16 protein-coding genes and 2 tRNA genes are annotated in these 17,486 nt (G+C 70.7%); 11 read left to right on the top strand and 7 right to left on the bottom strand.

Going from position 1 to position 17,486, the window contains the following annotated elements; all coding sequences use genetic code 11:
* The first annotated feature begins 6 nt into the window (after positions 1-6).
* Together BLW14_RS10210 and BLW14_RS10205 are read left to right on the top strand one after the other, a co-directional pair.
* Positions 7-687 (top strand): AIM24 family protein, encoded by a 681-nt coding sequence (locus tag BLW14_RS10210; RefSeq protein WP_093706427.1) that lies wholly within the window; start codon positions 7-9, stop codon positions 685-687.
* A 19-nt stretch (positions 688-706) separates the two neighbouring features.
* A complete protein-coding gene (locus BLW14_RS10205; protein ID WP_093706425.1) occupies positions 707-1,462 on the top strand; it encodes an AIM24 family protein in 756 nt (251 codons plus the stop codon).
* 68 nt (positions 1,463-1,530) lie between these two features.
* Here BLW14_RS10205 and BLW14_RS10200 read toward each other — a convergent pair whose 3' ends face one another.
* Positions 1,531-2,079, bottom strand: a complete 549-nt coding sequence (locus BLW14_RS10200; RefSeq protein ID WP_093706423.1) for an NUDIX hydrolase — start codon at positions 2,077-2,079, stop codon at positions 1,531-1,533.
* Positions 2,076-3,533, bottom strand: a complete 1,458-nt coding sequence (locus BLW14_RS10195; RefSeq protein WP_093706421.1) for a zinc-dependent metalloprotease — start codon at positions 3,531-3,533, stop codon at positions 2,076-2,078. Before BLW14_RS10195 ends, BLW14_RS10200 begins: the two co-directional genes overlap by 4 nt.
* Before the next feature lie 190 nt (positions 3,534-3,723).
* Between BLW14_RS10195 and BLW14_RS10190 the strand changes: the two genes are divergently transcribed.
* From BLW14_RS10190 to BLW14_RS10175, 4 genes are all read left to right on the top strand, one after another.
* Positions 3,724-4,866: an SDR family oxidoreductase gene (locus tag BLW14_RS10190; protein ID WP_026242537.1), complete on the top strand. Its 1,143-nt coding sequence runs from the start codon at positions 3,724-3,726 to the stop codon at positions 4,864-4,866.
* A gap of 107 nt (positions 4,867-4,973) precedes the next feature.
* Entirely contained in the window at positions 4,974-5,435 is a 462-nt protein-coding gene (locus BLW14_RS10185; RefSeq protein WP_026242536.1) for a molybdenum cofactor biosynthesis protein MoaE, read from the top strand.
* A gap of 127 nt (positions 5,436-5,562) precedes the next feature.
* Positions 5,563-5,751 carry a hypothetical protein gene (locus tag BLW14_RS10180; RefSeq protein ID WP_093706419.1) on the top strand — a complete coding sequence of 63 codons (189 nt, stop codon included), beginning with the start codon at positions 5,563-5,565 and terminating at the stop codon, positions 5,749-5,751.
* A 93-nt stretch (positions 5,752-5,844) separates the two neighbouring features.
* The gene (locus tag BLW14_RS10175; RefSeq protein ID WP_093706417.1) at positions 5,845-6,933 is read left to right on the top strand and encodes a YlbL family protein; all 1,089 of its coding nucleotides are present in this window, start codon (positions 5,845-5,847) and stop codon (positions 6,931-6,933) included.
* Between the two features lie 28 nt (positions 6,934-6,961).
* Here BLW14_RS10175 and BLW14_RS10170 read toward each other — a convergent pair whose 3' ends face one another.
* The gene (locus tag BLW14_RS10170) at positions 6,962-7,531 is read right to left on the bottom strand and encodes a PPA1309 family protein (protein WP_256332731.1); all 570 of its coding nucleotides are present in this window, start codon (positions 7,529-7,531) and stop codon (positions 6,962-6,964) included.
* Between the two features lie 128 nt (positions 7,532-7,659).
* Here BLW14_RS10170 and BLW14_RS10165 point away from each other — a divergent pair, with 128 nt between their 5' ends.
* From BLW14_RS10165 to BLW14_RS10150, 4 genes are all read left to right on the top strand, one after another.
* A complete protein-coding gene (locus BLW14_RS10165; protein ID WP_177154208.1) occupies positions 7,660-10,650 on the top strand; it encodes a UPF0182 family membrane protein in 2,991 nt (996 codons plus the stop codon).
* Positions 10,651-10,702: 52 nt separating this feature from the next.
* A tRNA-Met gene (locus BLW14_RS10160) sits at positions 10,703-10,776 on the top strand.
* Positions 10,777-11,067: 291 nt separating this feature from the next.
* The gene (locus tag BLW14_RS10155; protein WP_093706411.1) at positions 11,068-13,077 is read left to right on the top strand and encodes a tetratricopeptide repeat protein; all 2,010 of its coding nucleotides are present in this window, start codon (positions 11,068-11,070) and stop codon (positions 13,075-13,077) included.
* A 244-nt stretch (positions 13,078-13,321) separates the two neighbouring features.
* A tRNA-Met gene (locus tag BLW14_RS10150) sits at positions 13,322-13,395 on the top strand.
* 104 nt (positions 13,396-13,499) lie between these two features.
* On the opposite strand, the gene BLW14_RS10145 is transcribed toward BLW14_RS10150, so the two are convergent.
* The gene (locus BLW14_RS10145; protein WP_026242534.1) at positions 13,500-13,919 is read right to left on the bottom strand and encodes a Fur family transcriptional regulator; all 420 of its coding nucleotides are present in this window, start codon (positions 13,917-13,919) and stop codon (positions 13,500-13,502) included.
* Between the two features lie 176 nt (positions 13,920-14,095).
* Between BLW14_RS10145 and BLW14_RS10140 the strand changes: the two genes are divergently transcribed.
* On the top strand, positions 14,096-15,547 hold the full coding sequence (locus BLW14_RS10140; protein ID WP_093706409.1) for a catalase: 1,452 nt from the start codon (positions 14,096-14,098) through the stop codon (positions 15,545-15,547).
* Between the two features lie 66 nt (positions 15,548-15,613).
* Here the strand turns inward: BLW14_RS10140 and BLW14_RS10135 are convergent, their stop codons facing one another.
* From BLW14_RS10135 to BLW14_RS10125, 3 genes are all read right to left on the bottom strand, one after another.
* A complete protein-coding gene (locus BLW14_RS10135; protein WP_093710690.1) occupies positions 15,614-16,015 on the bottom strand; it encodes a CBS domain-containing protein in 402 nt (133 codons plus the stop codon).
* 184 nt (positions 16,016-16,199) lie between these two features.
* Positions 16,200-17,000: a histidinol-phosphatase gene (gene hisN / locus BLW14_RS10130; protein ID WP_093706407.1), complete on the bottom strand. Its 801-nt coding sequence runs from the start codon at positions 16,998-17,000 to the stop codon at positions 16,200-16,202.
* A 54-nt stretch (positions 17,001-17,054) separates the two neighbouring features.
* The gene (locus BLW14_RS10125) at positions 17,055-17,378 is read right to left on the bottom strand and encodes a DMT family transporter (RefSeq protein WP_093706405.1); all 324 of its coding nucleotides are present in this window, start codon (positions 17,376-17,378) and stop codon (positions 17,055-17,057) included.
* Positions 17,379-17,486 lie beyond the last annotated feature (108 nt).

Below are 17,486 nucleotides of genomic sequence, written 5' to 3'. Positions count from 1 at the left end.
CCCGTCATGAACCAGCAACTCGCGGGCTACGCCCCGACCCCCGTCACGGCACGGATGGAGAACCACGGCCATTCCATGCTGAAGGTCGCCATGGCGACCGGCCAGGACCTCTACGCGCGCACCGGATCGATGGTCGCGTACGAGGGCTTCATCCAGTACGAACCCAACCCGCCGGCCGTCCGTCAGATCGCCTCGCAGTGGATCACCGGCGAGGGCGCGCCGCTGATGAAGTGCACCGGCGACGGGCTGCTCTACCTCGCCGACTACGGCGCCGACGTCGTCGTCGTCAACCTCAACAACGACTCCCTCTCGGTCAACGGCACCAACGTCCTCGCCTTCGACGGCCACCTCACCTGGGGCGTCGAGCGGGTCAAGGGCCTCGCCAAGTTCGCCGGCCAGGGCCTGTGGAACGTCTGCATCTCCGGCACCGGCTGGGTCGCGATCACCTCGCGCGGCACGCCGATCGTCGTCGACTGCGGACGCGGCGAGGACGAGACGTACGTCGACCCGGACGCCCTGGTCGCCTGGTCCCCGAACCTCAAGGTGAAGGGCAAGCGCAGCTTCAAGGCGTCCTCGCTCATCGGGCGGGGCAGCGGCGAGGCGTTCCAGATGGCCTTCTCCGGCCAGGGGATCGTCGTCGTGCAGCCGAGCGAGGACAGCACCGACCGGCTGCGCGTCCGGCACTGACGGGGAGGGAGAACACATCATGCAGAGTTCGCTTTTCGGCCTCACGGAACAGCAGTCCCACGAGCGCTACGCCATCCAGAACCCGCAGCTCCTGCGGGTCGCGCTGACCGGCCACGACGATGTCCTCGCCCGCAAGGGCGCCATGGTCGCCTACCAGGGGCTGATGGAGTTCGACGGCGAGTACCAGTCGAACGCCCAGCGCAGCGCCCGCGCCTACACGGGCGAGGGCCTGGACCTGATGCGCTGCTCCGGGCAGGGCACCGTCTACCTCGCCAACCTGGCGCAGTACATCCACGTCGTGGACGTCGACCGCGACGGCCTGACCGTGGACAGCTCCTACGTCCTGGCGCTGGACTCCTCGCTGCACACCGAGGTCATCGCCGTGGACAGCCAGTACGGCATCTCGGGCACCGGCAAGTACCAGCTCAACATCTCCGGCACCGGCAAGGTCGCTCTGATGACCTCGGGCCAGCCGCTGATGATGCAGGTCACGCCCGACAAGTACGTCAGCGCGGACGCCGACGCCATCGTCGCCTGGTCCAGCTCACTGCGGGTGCAGATGCAGGCCCAGACGCACTCGTCGGGCGTCTTCCGCCGGCGCGGCAACACCGGCGAGGGCTGGGAGCTCAGCTTCCTCGGGCAGGGCTTCGCCCTGGTGCAGCCGAGCGAGCTGATGCCGCCGCAGAACGCCCAGATCGGACAGGGCCTCGCCGCCCAGTACGGCATGGGCCAGCACGGGGCGCACGGCCAGAACCAGAACAACTCCTGGAACTGAGCCACACACCGACGGTAAGGGGCGGCCTCTATGGAGGCCGCCCCTTACCGCTGTGGTCCCACAGGCGGTTACCGGCGGCCGTCGAGCGCCGCTCGCGTACGCTCCATCAGCCGGATCACCGAGGCGTCGGCGACCTCGGCCACCTCGTCGTAGGCGAACCAGCGCAGTTCGAGGGACTCCTCGCTGATGTTCTCCGTCGCGCCAGCCGGGGCCAGGGCCGCGTACTGCACGTCCAGGTGCCAGTGGCACGGCGCCGGGATCCGGTGCCGGTCCAGGATCACCGGCCCGCCCGCCAGCAGGGTCAGCCCGGTGATACCGGATTCCTCCGTCGCCTCCCGCAGCGCGGCGGCCGCCAGCGAGGCGTCACCCGGCTCGCAGTGGCCGCCCATCTGCAACCACATCCGCAGCTTCCGGTGCAGGGTGAGCAGCACCCGGCCGCGCTCCGGGTCCACAACCAGGGCGCTCGCCGTGAGGTGCCCGGCCTCGCAGGACTTCCACATACCGTCCGGGTGGCGCGCCAGGTGCTCCAGATACGTGTCACGCAGCTCGTTCTGGCCGGGGCCGGCTCCGGCCCCGTACCCCTTCAGTTCGAGGACGGCGTCGTCGTGCAGGCTCACTTGTCGGTGTCGTCCTTGCCGTCGGTCTTCCGGTCGCCCTCGTCCTCGGTGCCGTCGTCCGCCGCGTCGGCCCCGGGGGAGGGCTTCTGCGGGCCGTTCGCCGCCTCGCCGAGCATCTTGTCCAGCTCGGAGAAGTCCAGCTGCTCGTGGTGGACGAAGCCGTCCGGGTCGTCCAGGTCGTGAGCGGTCGGGAGCATGTCGGGGTGCTCCCAGAGCGCGTCGCGCCCCTCAAGACCGCGGGCGTCCGTGAGCGAGGCCCACAGCCGCGACGCGTCCCGCAGCCGGCGCGGACGCAGCTGGAGGCCGATCAGCGTGGCGAAGGTCTGCTCGGCGGGGCCACCGGAGGCGCGGCGCCTGCGCATCGTCTCGCGCAGCGCGTCGGCCGAGGTCAGCCGGGACTTCGCCGCCGCGTGCACCACCGCGTCGACCCAGCCCTCGACCAGCGCGAGAGCCGTCTCCAGGCGGGCCAGGGCCGCCTTCTGCTCCGGGGTCTCCTCCGGCTGGAACATGCCCTGCTGAAGGGCCTCCTGCAGCTGCTCGGGCTGCGAGGGGTCGAACTGGCCGACCACGTCCTCCAGCTTGCTGGTGTCGACCTTGATGCCGCGCGCGTAGCCCTCGACGGCACCGAAGAGGTGCGAGCGGAGCCACGGCACATGGGCGAAGAGCCGCTGGTGGGCGGCCTCGCGCAGGGCCAGATAGAGGCGCACCTCGTCCTGCGGGACGCTCAGGTCCTTGCCGAACCGCTCCACGTTCAGCGGGAGGAGCGCGGCGCGGCCCGCAGGGCCCAGCGGCAGCCCGATGTCGGTCGAGCCGACCACTTCGCCCGCCAGCACGCCGACGGCCTGCCCGATCTGCTGGCCGAACATCGCGCCGCCCATCGACCGCATCATGCCGATCAGCGGGCCCGCCATCGCCTGCATCTCCTCGGGCAGGACATCGCCCATGGCGAGGCCCACGCGCTCGGCGACCGGGTCCACCAGCTGCTGCCAGGCCGGGAGCGTCGCCTCCACCCACTCCGCACGGCTCCAGGCCACGCTGGAGATGGCGCCGGAGGGCATCGACGTCACCCCGTCCAGCCAGAGGTCGGCGAGCCGCAGCGCCTCGTCGACCGCGCCGCGCTCGGCCGGGCCCACGCTCGCGTCCTTCGAGCCGTCCGGTGTGCCCTGCGACACCGTCTGGCGGGCGATCTGCTTGGCCATGTCCCAGTTGACGGGTCCGCCCTCGTAGCTCAGCATCTGGCCGAGCTGCTGGAACGCTGCGCCCAGGTCGTTCGGGTTCATCGAGCCGAACATGGCGGCGAAGGGGTTGTCACCGCCCGCGCCGGGGCCGAAGCCGAACGGGTTCGCCGGACCGCCCGAACCCTGCCCACCTCCGGTGGGGTCGTTCTTCTTGCCCTGGTCGCCGTCGTCCGGCTCCTCCGGCGGAAGGCCGAATCCGAATGGGGTGTCACTCACGGGTTTCCTCGGCTCGTAGGGCCGCCGGTGGGAACCGACGGCGACTGCCCGACATCTCCATCCAGCGTAGACACCAAGTCCGCTCAGGGCCTCAGTGCTCCGCCTGCTCCGGGCCTGCGGCAGGATGGACGCCACCTGGTACGTACGTGTCACGCGGGTACGTACTGAAGACAACCGCTGGAGGCGCCCGGTGAGTTCCCCGGATCCGCAGGTTCGCGCAGCGCGAAACCTGGCCGACCCGTCACCCGAGAAGAAGTCCGTCCCCGGCCGCCCCAGAAGCCGCGGCCCCGTCGTGGCCGTCACCGGAGCCGCGACGGGCGTCGGTGAGCTGCTCACCGCACGCCTCGCGGCCTCCGACGAGATCAAGCAGGTCATCGCCATCGACGAGCGCCGGGGCGAGGTCTCCGACGCGACCTGGCACCTGCTCGACGTCCGCGATCCCGCCATCGCCGAGAAGCTGCGCGGCGCCGACGTCGTGGTCCACCTGGCGCTCGACCTCGACCTGGAGACCGACCCCGCCGCGCGCACCGCCTACAACGTGCGCGGCACCCAGACCGTGCTGACCGCCGCAGCGGCCGCCGGTGTCCACCGCGTCGTCCTGTGCACCTCCGCGATGGTCTACGGGGCGCTGCCCGACAACGACCTCCCGCTCGCCGAGGACGCCGAGCTGCGGGCCACCGCCGAGGCCACCGGTGTCGGCGACCTGCTGGAGATCGAACGGCTGGGCCGCCGCGCACCGCGCGCCCACCCCGGGCTGCAGGTCACCGTCGTGCGCCCCGCCGTGCTCGTCGGCGGCACGGACACCGCGCTGACCCGCTACTTCGAGTCGCCCCGGCTGCTGGTGGTCGCCGGTTCCCGGCCCGCCTGGCAGTTCTGCCACGTCGAGGACCTGGTCACGGCGCTGGAGTACGCCGCCCTGGAGAAGATCGACGGGGAGTTCGCGGTCGGCTGCGACGGCTGGCTGGAACAGGAGGAGGTCGAGGAGCTGAGCGGGGTGCGCCGTATGGAGCTGCCCTCCGCCGTCGCGCTCGGCGCCGCGGCCCGGCTTCACCGGATCGGCCTGACCCCCTCGCCCGCGGGCGACCTCGCGTACACCATGCACCCCTGGGTGGTCAGCGTGAGCCGGCTGCACGACGCGGGCTGGCGCCCGGGCTGGACCAACGAGGAGGTGCTCGCCGCGCTCCTGGAGGAGGTGGAGGGGCGCCACACCGTCGCCGGCCGCCGCCTCGGCCGCAAGGACGCCACCGCGGCCGGTGCCGCCGGTGCGACCGTCGCCCTCCTCGGCACCGCGGCCCTGGTGCGCCGCGCCCGCAAGGCCCGCCGCCGCATCTGAGCGTCCCATCGGGTGGCCGGGGCTGTAGGAGGCTCCAAGGCGGGGCGCGGCCCGCCGGGTGAATCGGCAATTCCGTCCTGTCGGCGCGGTACGGCACGATGGGGGTCATGGCACTCACGTACGACCACCCCGGCGAGCAGACGGCGCAGGACCCGATCAGGCTGCTGGACATCCGTGACACGCCGCTGTCGGTGGACGAGGTCTTCCGGGCGGTCGGCGACGACGCCGCGGGCGGCACCACGCTCTTCGTCGGCACCGTGCGCGACCACGACGGCGGGCAGGACGTCGACGGCCTCGGCTATTCGTGCCACCCCTCGGCCGCCGACGAGCTGCGCCGGGTCGCGGAGAAGGTCGTCGCCGACTTCCCGGTCCGGGCACTGGCCGCCGTCCACCGGGTGGGTGAACTGCGGGTGGGCGACATCGCAGTGGTCGTGGCGGTCTCCTGCCCCCACCGCGCGGAGGCCTTCGCGGCCAGCCGCAAGCTCATCGACGACCTCAAGCACGAGGTTCCGATCTGGAAGCACCAGCGTTTCTCGGACGGCACCGACGAATGGGTCGGAGCCTGCTGAGCGCAAACCGGAACGGCGGCCGTCCGCCCCGATTTGCGTAACCGCACCCCTGCCACGAGCGTTGTTTTTCCAGATGGTTAATCTGCTGATCGGTCGGACACGACCGCTCAGGGGTAGGGAGGACGGCATGGCAGCGCTCGCCTGGTTGTTGATTCCGGTTTTCGCCGCGTTCGGCGCTGCGATATGGGGAGGCTGGGCCGCCCGAAACCGCACGGCCGGGGACGTCACCGAACTCGCCGGGTACGCGCGGTTCCGCGAAGCCATGGAGAAGTCCCACTCCGGTTCCGAGCCGGTCGAGCAGATATCGAACGTCTGAGGCCGTTTCCGCCGCCCTCCGCTCCCCCGTCCCGGGCCCCGTACGGACCGGCCCCGGCGGTGCACTGACAGACCCTTCCCGTACTGTCGTTCCATGCCACGCCGCACCGCGACGATGCTCGCCTCCACGCTGATCCTCATCGCGCTGCTCTGCGCAGGCGTGCTGATCAAAGTGCCGTACTCGGAGATGTCTCCCGGCCCGACCGTGAACACGCTCGGCGACGTCGAGGGCGACCCCGTCCTGCGGATCACCGGCCACAAGACGTACAAGACGTCGGGCAACCTCAACATGACGACGGTCCGGGTCACCGGCGCGGACTACAACATGAACCTCGTCGAGGCCGTCGCCGGATGGCTCGGCCACGACAGCGTCGTCGTACCGCACGACACCCTCTACCCGGACGGCAAGACGGAGGAGGAGTCGACGCAGGAGAACGCCGAGGAGTTCAGCCAGTCGCAGGAGAGCGCCAAGGTCGCGGCCCTCAAGGAGCTGAACATCCCCGTCACCTCGCGCGTCGTGGTCTCCACCGTCGTCAAGGACAGCCCTTCCCAGGGCAAGCTGCACGCGGGCGACATCATCAAGAACGTCGACGGCACCGCGGTCGAGAAGCCCGAGGACGTCGCGAAGCTGGTCACCAAGCACAAGCCCGGCCAGAAGGTCACCTTCACGGTCGTCCCGGCCAGGACCGCCGCGGCGGCGGAGAAGGCCGGCAAGGAGCCCGAGGGCACCGAGAAGATCACTCTCTCCACCGTGAAGGCCCCCGACGAGGACCGCGCGATCGTCGGCATCCAGGCGGGGACGGACCACACCTTCCCGTTCGACATCGACATCAAGCTCGCCGACGTGGGCGGCCCGAGCGCGGGGCTGATGTTCTCCCTGGGCATCGTCGACAAGCTGACCCCGGGACAGCTGACGGGCGGCAAGTTCATCGCCGGTACCGGCACCATCGATGACGCCGGCAAGGTCGGCCCGATCGGCGGGATCACCATGAAGCTGGTCGGCGCGCGCGACGCCGGCGCCCGCTACTTCCTCACCCCCGACGAGAACTGCGCGGCCGCCGCGTCCGACACCCCCGACGGGCTCACCCTGATCCGCGTCAAGACCATCGACGACGCCAAGAAGTCGCTGGACGAGCTCCGCGCGGGGGACACGGCCGGACTGCCGAGCTGCTCGGCAGGCTGACCGCACCCCCACGGGCCGGAGCGGACGGTCAGGACTCGAAGGTGGCGGCCAGCGCCTCGGCCAGCCCCGGCACCAGACCGGCCCCGGTCAGCACCTCGCTCGCCGAGTCCTTCTCCCGCAGGCGTACGGCCGACTCGCGCGCCCCGTCCCGCAGGACGGCCACCGTCATCCGCACCTCCTGCCGGTCGGGGTGCTGGGCGACCCACTCGGTCAGCCGCTTGTCGTCGAGCCCGTCCGGCACGGACGCCTCGGCGGACGGCGGCAGCATCAGCCGCTCCACCGTCATCGCGCACCCGACGACCGCGTCGGGCCAGGCGATCGTGGCGAGGAACTCGTCCAGCGCCGTACCGGCGGGCAGCTCCTCCTGCTCGATGGGGGTCAGCGCGGCGGCCTTGGCGCCGTCGTCCTCGAGGCCGAGCTGGGCGGCGAGGCCGGGCTCCTGGACCCGCAGCCGCGCGGTGTCGACCAGGGCGAAGAGCCGGGCCGGCTGGTCCCAGCCGAGGTTGGAGATGTACTCGTCGATTTCGAGCACCGCCACGGTGAGCGGGCTCGCGGCCATCGGGGGGCCTGAGGGGGAAACGTTGGGCATGGACAACATCCTGCCTCCTTCCGCCCCGGGAACGGGAACTAGGTAAAGCATCAGTAAGTTGAAGGGATGGGCTCTACGATCGCTGGGCCCGCTCCACACGACCCGCGAACTTCGAGGTGCGCACGTTGGCTTTCCAGATGCCGGACCGCGGCGGAGGCCCGACCGGGCCACGGATCAGAGTCGGCCGCCCGTCCCGGCGCGCCCGAACCCTGCTCATGACACTGGGCGTCCTGGCGATTCTCGCCATGGCGTTCGTCATGTTCGCCGGGTTCTGGACGGACTGGCTCTGGTACAGGTCGGTCGCTTATTCGTCCGTCTTCACCACCACCCTGTGGACCAAGATCGGACTGTTCCTCGTCTTCGGACTGCTGATGGCCGTGGCCGTCGGTCTGAACATCTGGCTCGCGCACCGGCTCCGGCCGCCGCTGAGCGCGATGTCGCTGGAGCAGCAGAGCCTGGACCGCTACCGGATGAGCCTCGCCCCGTACAAGAAATGGGTGCTGCTCGCGGTCACCGCGCTCGTCGGTCTGATCGCCGGGGCCTCGGCTTCGGGCCAGTGGCGCACCTGGCTGATGTACGTGAACGGCGTGTCGTTCGGCCAGAAGGACCCCCAGTTCCACCTGGACGTGTCCTTCTACGCCTTCGACCTGCCCTGGTACCGCTTCCTGCTGGGCTTCGGCTTCGCGGCGACGGTGCTCTCGCTGATCGCCGCCGCCCTGACCCACTACCTGTACGGCGGGCTTCGCGTCACCAGTCCCGGCGCGCGGGCGACGGGCGCGGCCACCGGCCACCTCTCGGTGCTGCTCGGCGTCTTCGTCGCGCTGAAGGCCGTGGCGTACTGGCTGGACCGCTACGGCCTGGCCGTGAAGTCCAGTGACTTCAAGGCCACGGACAACTGGACGGGCCTGCGGTACGTCGACGCCAACGCCTACCTGCCGGCGAAGACGATCCTGTTCTGCATCGCCGCGATCTGCGCCGTGCTGTTCTTCGCGACGCTCTGGCGGCGCACCTGGCAGCTGCCGGTCATCGGCTTCGGTCTCATGGTCCTCTCGGCCATCCTGATCGGCGGCCTCTACCCGGCGATCGTGCAGAAGTTCCAGGTCCAGCCGAACGAGCAGGCCAAGGAAGCGCCGTTCATCCGGAAGAACATCGAGGCCACGCGCGACGCGTACGACATCGACGACGCGCAGGTCTCGGACTACACGGGCAAGTCCACCGAGGACGACGACACCAAGCTCCGGGCGGCGGCGAACGACGCGGCGAGCTACCGCGTGATGGACCCCAACGTCGTCTCGCCGGCCTTCCAGCAGCTCCAGCAGAAGAGGAACTACTACCAGTTCCCCAAGACGCTGGACGTCGACCGGTACAAGGACGCGTCCGGCAAGGAGCAGGACACGGTCATCGGTCTGCGCGAGCTCAACATCCAGGGCATCCCCAAGCGCAACTGGATCAACGACCACTTCACGTACACCCACGGCTACGGCGCCATCGCCGCCCGGGGGACCACGACCGGTCAGAACCCGAAGGGGTCTCCCGACTTCACCGAGTCCGGGCTGCCGACCACCGGCGACCTGGGCACGTACCAGCAGGAGATCTACTACGGCGAGAAGACCGAGCAGTACTCCATCGTCGGCGGGCCCCAGAAGGAGCTCGACTACGAGGAGGACGGCGAGAAGACCACCAGCTACAAGGGCAAGAGCGGGGTCAGCCTCTCCAACGCGTTCAACCGCGCCGCGTACGCGGTCGCGTTCAGCGAGCCGCAGATCCTGTACTCGGGAGCCATCGGCGACGGTTCGCGGATCCTCTACAACCGCACGCCCAAGGAGCGCGTCGAGGCGGTGGCCCCCTGGCTCACCATCGACGGCGACGCCTACCCGGCCGTGGTGAACAAGCGGATCCAGTGGGTCGTCGACGCCTACACGACGACCAACGGCTACCCGTACGCCTCGCGCACCACGCTCGGCGACACCACGGCCGACTCGCTGACCACCAACCAGCGCGCGGTCGTCGCCCAGCAGAACCAGGTCAACTACATCCGCAACTCGGTGAAGGCCACCGTCGACGCGTACGACGGCACCGTCACGCTGTACGAGTGGGACACCAAGGACCCGGTCCTCAAGACCTGGCGCAAGGCGTTCCCCGGGACCGTGAAGTCCAGGGCGGACATCCCGCAGGACCTGATGGACCACCTGCGCTACCCGCAGGACCTGTTCAAGGTGCAGCGCGAGCTGCTGACCCGCTATCACGTCACGAGCCCCGCGCAGTTCTACAGCGGCAGTGACGCCTGGCAGGTCCCGGACGACCCGACCAACAAGGAGTCCGGCTCCGTCCCGCCGTACTACCTGAGCATAAAGATGCCGGGTCAGACGGCTCAGAAGTTCTCGCTGACCACGACGTTCACCCCGAAGGGACGGCCCGACCTCGGGGCGTTCATGGCGGTGGACGCCGACGCGGCCAGCAAGGACTACGGCACGATAAGGCTGCTGAGAGTCACCGGTGCGGTGAAGGGCCCCGGCCAGGTACAGAGTGAGCTCAACGGCAACGACGACGTCGCCGAGTTCGTGAGAAACCTCAAGGGCACCGACTCCGACATCGAGTACGGCAACCTGCTGACCGTGCCTCTCGAAGGGGGCTTCCTCTACATAGAGCCGGTCTACACGCGCGGTGGCACGCAGAACTACCCGCTGCTGCGCAAGGTGGCCGCCTCCTACGGTTCGAAGATCGTCTTCGAGAACAGTCTCGGTGAGGCGCTCAACGCCGTCTTCGGCGCCGAGGGTTCCGATACGAGCGAGCCACCGGGCGACACCACCGAGCCGCCGGACACGAGCCAGCCGCCGGCCACCGGTGACGCCGCGCTCAAGAAGGCCATCGCCGACGCGCAGAAGGCGTACACGGAGGGCGAGGCGGCCCTGAAGAAGCAGGACTGGGCGGCCTACGGCAAGGCCCAGACCGATCTCCAGGACGCCCTGCAGCGCGCGGCGGCGGCCCAGTCCAAGGCCGCCGACGACGGCAAGTCCGACGACGGCAAGTCCGACGGTGGCGACAAGAAGACCGACGGCGCCGACAAGGCCGATAAGGGCGACAAATCCACCGCTTCGGACAAGGCGGGCGATGAGGGCGGGGGCTGAGTAACCCGGTAAAGCTCCACCCTCGCGTCGTGGTACGGTTTGAACACAACGACGCGGGGTGGAGCAGCTCGGTAGCTCGCTGGGCTCATAACCCAGAGGTCGCAGGTTCAAATCCTGTCCCCGCTACTGAAAGACGAAGGCCCGGATCCTCCAGGGGATCCGGGCCTTCGTCGTGCCGCTGTGACTTTTTCATGTGGTGGGCGTGAAGTGCGGTTCGAGGGGCACGAGTTGGCCGGGGACGTGTTTGACTTGTCTCTCTGTGGGCATGTCGACAAAACGCTGAAGTGACCTCACTGACCGCGATATACCAGGTGTACGCGGGTTACAGGCGGTGCGACGATGGTATTTATGGGGGACAGGGCAACTCTGTTGAAGACAGGGCGGTTTGCGCGGGGTCACGTCCATCCGGCGGAAAAGATGGCGGATGTGGTGTTCGGCGCTGCCGCCGCGCAGTACAACGTCACCATCGAGAGCACCCAGGGCTACGAGAGCACCCAGCCTTCCGAGAGCACCCAGACCTCTGAGAACGCGGAGAGTGCCGCGAGCGTCGAGACCGCAGAGACTTTCGAGACCGCCGCCGGTGTGGAGAACGCCGAGGGGGCGGAGACCGAGGCGAGCGCGGACGGCGCCGAGAGCGAGGCGCGTCACCGCAGTGCCGCCGACGCCGGGGACACCGCGTCGATGAGCGTGCTCGGCGCGCTGCTCCTGCGCCGGGGTGACCTCGCCGGCGCCGAGCCCTATCTGCGGGGGGCCACCGCCGACGGCGACCGGGCCGCCGCCAACAACCTGGGTGTCCTGCTTCACCAGCGCGGCTACCCCGACGAGGCGGCCGGCTGGTGGCGCACCGCCGCCGTGGCCGGCTCCGCCGCCGCGGCGCACGCCCTGGGCCGCCACTTCCGCGAGCGCGGGGACGAGCCCGCCGCGGAGTACTGGCTGCGCCAGTCCGCGGAGCAGGGCCACGCGCTCGGCGCGTACGCCCTCGCCGACCTCCTGGAGCACCGCAGCGACGTCGGCGCCGAGCGCTGGCTGCGCGCCGCCGCCGAGCAGGGCCACCGCGAGGCGGCCTACCGGCTGGCGCGCCTGCTGGAGCGCAACGCCGCCGATGCCGCGTACGAGGTGTTCGGGCGCCCCGGCCTGGGCCCCCGCACCGGTGCGGAGCCGGCCGCGCCCCGTCGCACCGCCGAGTGCGACGGCCCGGTCGCCGGCCCGGAGCCCTCCCGCACCGGCGAGGCCGAGCAGTGGTACCGGCAGGCCGCCGCGCGCGGACACCGGCGTGCCGCCCTGCACCTGGGTGCCATCCTCGAACAGCGCGGCGAGCTCAAGGAGGCCGGGCGCTGGTACCTCATCTCCGCCAAGGCCGGTGAGGCCCGGGCCGCCTGCGCGCTCGGCTTCCTGCTGCGCGACGCGGGCGACCGGGAGAGCGCCGCCGTCTGGTGGCTGCGCGCCGCCCAGGACGGCGACGGCAACGCCGCGAACGCCCTCGGCGCGCTGCACGCGGCCCGGGGCGAGCAGCAGACCGCCGAGCGCTGGTACCGGGCGGCGATGGACGCGGGCGACGTCAACGGGGCGTACAACCTCGGGCTGCTCTGCGCCGCCCAGGACCGGACCGCCCAGGCCGAGCAGTGGTACCGCCGCGCCGCTTACGCGGGTCACCGCGAGGCCGCCAACGCGCTCGCGGTGCTCCTGCTCCAGGCCGGCGACCCGGCCGGCGCCGAGCCCTGGTTCTCCAAGGCGGCCGAGGCGGGCAGCGTCGACGCCGCTTTCAACCTCGGCATCCTCTACGCGGGCCGCGACGATGATCGCACCGCTCTGCTCTGGTACGAGCGGGCCGCGGCTGCCGGGCACACCGAGGCGGCGCTCCAGGTCGGCATGGCGCTCCTGCACCACGGCGAGGAGCGGGAAGCCGAGCGGCATTTGCGCTGTGCGGCGGGCGGCGGCAGCGCGGAGGCGGCCTTCCGGCTGGCCGGGCTGCTCGACGCCCGGCAGCCGCCGCCCGGACCGCCCGCCCTGGGCGAGCCGCTGCCGGAGAAGAGCGAGTGCGAGGAGTGGTACGAGCGGGCCGCCGAGCAGGGGCATCGCCGCGCCCAGGTCCGCGTCGGCATGCTCGCCGCCTCGCGCGGGGACGTGGAGAGCGCCGGCCGCTGGTACCGGGAGGCGGCCGAGTCCGGCAGCCGCAACGGGGCGTTCAACCTCGGCCTGCTCCTCGCCCGCGAGGGCAGCGAGCGCGAGGCCGCCCTGTGGTGGACCCGCGCCGCCGCCGACGGGCACGGGCGAGCGGCGCTGCGGCTCGCCCTGCTCGCCGCGCGCCGCGGTGAGCTGACCGAGGGGCAGCGCTGGTGCGCGCGGGCGGTCGAGCTGGGCCCGGCGGAGGTCGCGGAGCGCGCGGCGCGGCTGCGCGAGGCGCTGCACCAGGAGCTGACGGCGTAGGACGCGGTGGGCGGCCGGGGGCCGCCACTGCAAGGTTCCGGGATGCTCCGTGCGTCCGGCGCCGGCTCCGGGACCCGAGCCTTCGGCCGGGCCGCCGCGGCAGGGCCTCCGGGATGTCGGCCGGGGGGCCGCCACTGCCAGGTTCCCGGGATGCTCATGGCGCTCGGCCTCGGCTCTACGGCGCGGGCCGCCCAAACGAATTTGCGCTGGTCCGAGCCGTCCCGTAGGGTTGTGCACACAACGACGCGGGGTGGAGCAGCTCGGTAGCTCGCTGGGCTCATAACCCAGAGGTCGCAGGTTCAAATCCTGTCCCCGCTACTGAACGCCGAGGGCCGGATCTTTTCGAAGATCCGGCCCTCGGTCTTGTGTGTCGTGTGCGCACGCGAAAACCGCCCCCGAGGGGGCGGTTCGCTGCTCGGCGGTCAGGCCGCCGCGGCGCAGTCCGGGCAGATGCCCCGGTAGGTCAGTTCCACGCCGGAGATCGTGAAGCCGAAGCGCTCGCCGGCCGGCAGGTCCGCCAGCGGGTCGCCCGACGGGTGCACGTCGCGGATGGCGCCGCACCGGGCGCACACCAGGTGGTGGTGGGCGCGGTGCGCGTTGGGGTCGTAGCGCTTGGCGCGGCGGTCGGTGGAGACCTCGATGACCTCGCCGAGGCTCACCATCTCGCCCAGCGTGTTGTAGACCGTGGCGCGGGAGATCTCGGGCAGCTTGGCCACCGCCCGGGCGTGAACCTCGTCGGCGGTCAGGTGCACATGGTCCCCGTCGAGGACCTCGGCCACGACGCGCCGCTGCGCGGTCATGCGCCAGCCGCGTCCTCGAAGTCGTTCCAGCAGGTCACTCATGGGCGCCATTCTAGCAGCGCACGAGCCAGGTCTTGAATAGGTGCGACTTTGGATGCTCATTTGACTTGGACTTTGTCCAATGTAGGATCGCTTACGGCGACCGGCCGAGGACAGGAAAGGCGGGCGCCGCGCACGGCATGAAGGCATGACGTGCGAATACGACGCAGGAGGCGCACGTGACGCAGGGACCGCTCACCACGGAGGCCGGCGCACCGGTTGCCGACAACCAGAACAGCGAGACCGCCGGCGTCGGCGGCCCTGTCCTGGTGCAGGACCAGCTGCTGATGGAGAAGCTCGCGCACTTCAACCGCGAGCGCATTCCGGAGCGCGTGGTGCACGCCCGCGGCGCCGGCGCGTACGGGACGTTCACGCTGACCCGTGACGTGTCGCAGTGGACGCGGGCGAAGTTCCTCTCCGAGGTCGGCAAGCAGACCGAGACGTTCCTCCGCTTCTCCACCGTCGCGGGCAACCTCGGTTCGGCCGACGCCGCACGGGACCCGCGCGGCTTCGCGCTGAAGTTCTACACCGAGGACGGCAACTACGACCTCGTCGGCAACAACACCCCGGTCTTCTTCATCCGGGACGCCATCAAGTTCCCCGACTTCATCCACACCCAGAAGCGCGACCCGTACACCGGCTCCCAGGAGGCGGACAACGTCTGGGACTTCTGGGGGCTGTCGCCCGAGTCCACCCACCAGGTGACCTGGCTCTTCGGTGACCGCGGCATCCCCGCCTCGTACCGCCACATGGACGGCTTCGGCTCGCACACCTACCAGTGGCAGAACGAGGCCGGAGAGGTCTTCTGGGTCAAGTACCACTTCAAGACCGACCAGGGCATCAAGAACCTCACCACCGAGGAGGCCGTCCGCCTCTCCGGTGTGGACCCGGACAGCCACCAGCGCGACCTGCGCGAGTCCATCGAGCGCGGTGACTTCCCGTCCTGGACGGTGCAGGTGCAGATCATGCCGGCGGCCGAGGCGGCGACGTACCGATTCAACCCGTTCGACCTCACCAAGGTGTGGCCGCACGCGGACTACCCGCCGGTCGAGATCGGCAAGCTGGAGCTCAACCGCAACCCGGAGAACATCTTCGCCGAGGTCGAGCAGTCGATCTTCAGCCCGGCGCACTTCGTGCCCGGCATCGGCCCGTCCCCGGACAAGATGCTCCAGGGCCGTCTCTTCGCGTACGGCGACGCCCACCGCTACCGCGTCGGCATCAACGCCGACCACCTGCCGGTGAACCGCCCGCACGCCACCGAGGCGCGGACCAACAGCCGGGACGGCTACCTGTACGACGGCCGCCACAAGGGCGCGAAGAACTACGAGCCGAACAGCTTCGGCGGCCCCGCCGAGACGGGCCGGCCGCTGTGGGGCGCCGTGCCCGTCGCGGGCGCCACGGGCAGCCACGAGACCCCGCGCCACGCCGAGGACGACGACTTCGTGCAGGCCGGGAACCTCTACCGGCTCCTGACCGAGGACGAGAAGACCCGGCTGGTCGACAATCTCTCCGGGTTCATCGCCAAGGTCTCGCGCGAGGACATCGCCGAGCGCGCGATCGGTAACTTCCGCCGTGCCGACGAGGACTTCGGCAAGCGGCTGGAGGCGGCCGTGCAGGCGCTGCGCGCCTGAGTCCCCTCGGCCGTACCGGCCCGGCCCCGCACCCGGGGGCCGGGCCGGTCGTGCGTGCGGGGCCGGTCAGCCGACCAGTTCGGCCGGGCGGCGGCGGGCCGGGGACCAGCAGCGGATGATGTCGCGTACGGAGACGACGCCGACCGGCCCGTCGTCGTCGAGCACGATCAGATGCCGGAAGCCGCCGTGCGTCATGGCCGCCGCGGCCTCTTCGAGCGTCCAGGAGGGCGCGGCGAAGACCACGTCGGTGGTGGTGTGGGCGGACGCCGTCTCGGTGTCGGGGTCCTGGCCCGATCCGACGGCGTCGAGGATGTCGCGCTCGGTGAGGATGCCGAGCCCGCAGGTGTCCGGGTCGTGGACGACGGCCGCTCCGATCCGGCGGGCCGACATCAGCCGGGCGGCCTGGCGCAGGGTGTGGTCGGGGCCGATGGTCAGGACCACCGTGCTCATGGCGTCACGGACGAGCATGAAGAGAGCCACCTCCTCGGGGAACCGGCCGCGTGTGCCGATTCACAAGTTCACAAGTGGGGGAGGTCTCAGAGTCGCACCGATGTGATGGCCCGGCAAGGGGTCGCGAAGATCAGTGGAGGGGCGCGCGGACCGGCCGCACGCCCCTCGAATGCTGTGACGCCGCCCGACCGGCGGAGCGCACTCAGTAACGCTGGTTCAGATACCCCAGCAGCTCGCGGTGGAGTGCGCCGTTCGACGCCGCCGCGTTCCCGCCGCCCGGCCCGTCCACACCGTCCAGACTGGTGAACCTGCCGCCCGCCTCCTGGACGATGATGGCGTTCGCCGCCATGTCCCACAGCGAGAGCTCCGGCTCCGCGCAGATGTCCACGGACCCCTCGGCGACCATCATGTAGGGCCAGAAGTCCCCGTAACCCCGGGTGCGCCAGCAGGCGCGGGTCAGGTCCAGGAACCCGTCGAGCCGGCCCTGCTCCTCCCAGCCGGTGAGCGAGGAGTACGCGAGTGAGGCGTCCGCGATCCGCTCCACCTGGGAGACCCGGAGCCGGGTCGCCGAGGTCAGGCTGCGCCCGGTGTACGCCCCCGCGCCCTTCGCCGCCCACCAGCGCCGGTTCAGCGCGGGCGCCGACACGACCCCCATGACCGGCTGGAAGCCCTGTTCGCCCGCCTCCATCAACGAGATCAGCGTCGCCCAGACCGGCACGCCTCGCACGTAGTTCTTGGTGCCGTCGATCGGGTCGATCACCCAGCGCCGCGGCCCCGAGCCCTCGATCCCGTACTCCTCGCCCAGGATCGCGTCGCGCGGGCGCGCCCGCTGCAGGTGACCCCGGATCAGCTCCTCGGCGGCCTTGTCGGCCTCGCTCACCGGCGTCATGTCCGGCTTGGTCTCGACCTTGAGGTCCAGAGCCTTGAACCGGTCCATCGTCACCGCGTCGGCGGCGTCCGCCAGTACATGGGCCAGGCGCAGATCATCGTGGTAATCGGGCATGCCGTCACAGTATCGACCCGCCGGAGACCCGGGCCACACGGGCCCGGAGCGCGGTCAGTGCGCGGACCCGGAGAGCTGGAGGCCGATCACGCCGAGGATCACCAGCGAGATCGACACCAGCTTGAGCGTGGAGACGATGTCTCCGAGGAACACCATGCCGTAGATGGCCGTCCCCGCCGCGCCGATGCCGGTCCACACGGCGTACGCGGGCCCCACGTCGAGCTTCTTCAGCGAGAGGGTCAGCAGGCCGAAGCTGCCGAGCGCGAAGACGCAGAACGCGACAGTCGGCCACAGCCGGGTGAAGCCGTGCGAGAGCTTCAGGCAGACCGCGAAACCGGTCTCCAGAAGTCCCGCGACCACCACCAGCAGCCACGCCATCGTCCGCACCCTCCGCATCGGTGACCGCCCGGCGGGAGCCGGTGCCGCTGGGCGTGATTATGCACTTACCGGAAGCGAGTGATCGCAAACGTGCCCGGCCCGCCCGGA

The sequence above is a fragment of the Streptomyces sp. 2131.1 genome (assembly GCF_900105515.1).
Lineage (GTDB): Bacteria > Actinomycetota > Actinomycetes > Streptomycetales > Streptomycetaceae > Streptomyces > Streptomyces drozdowiczii.
This window is presented reverse-complemented; position numbering and strand designations above follow the sequence as displayed.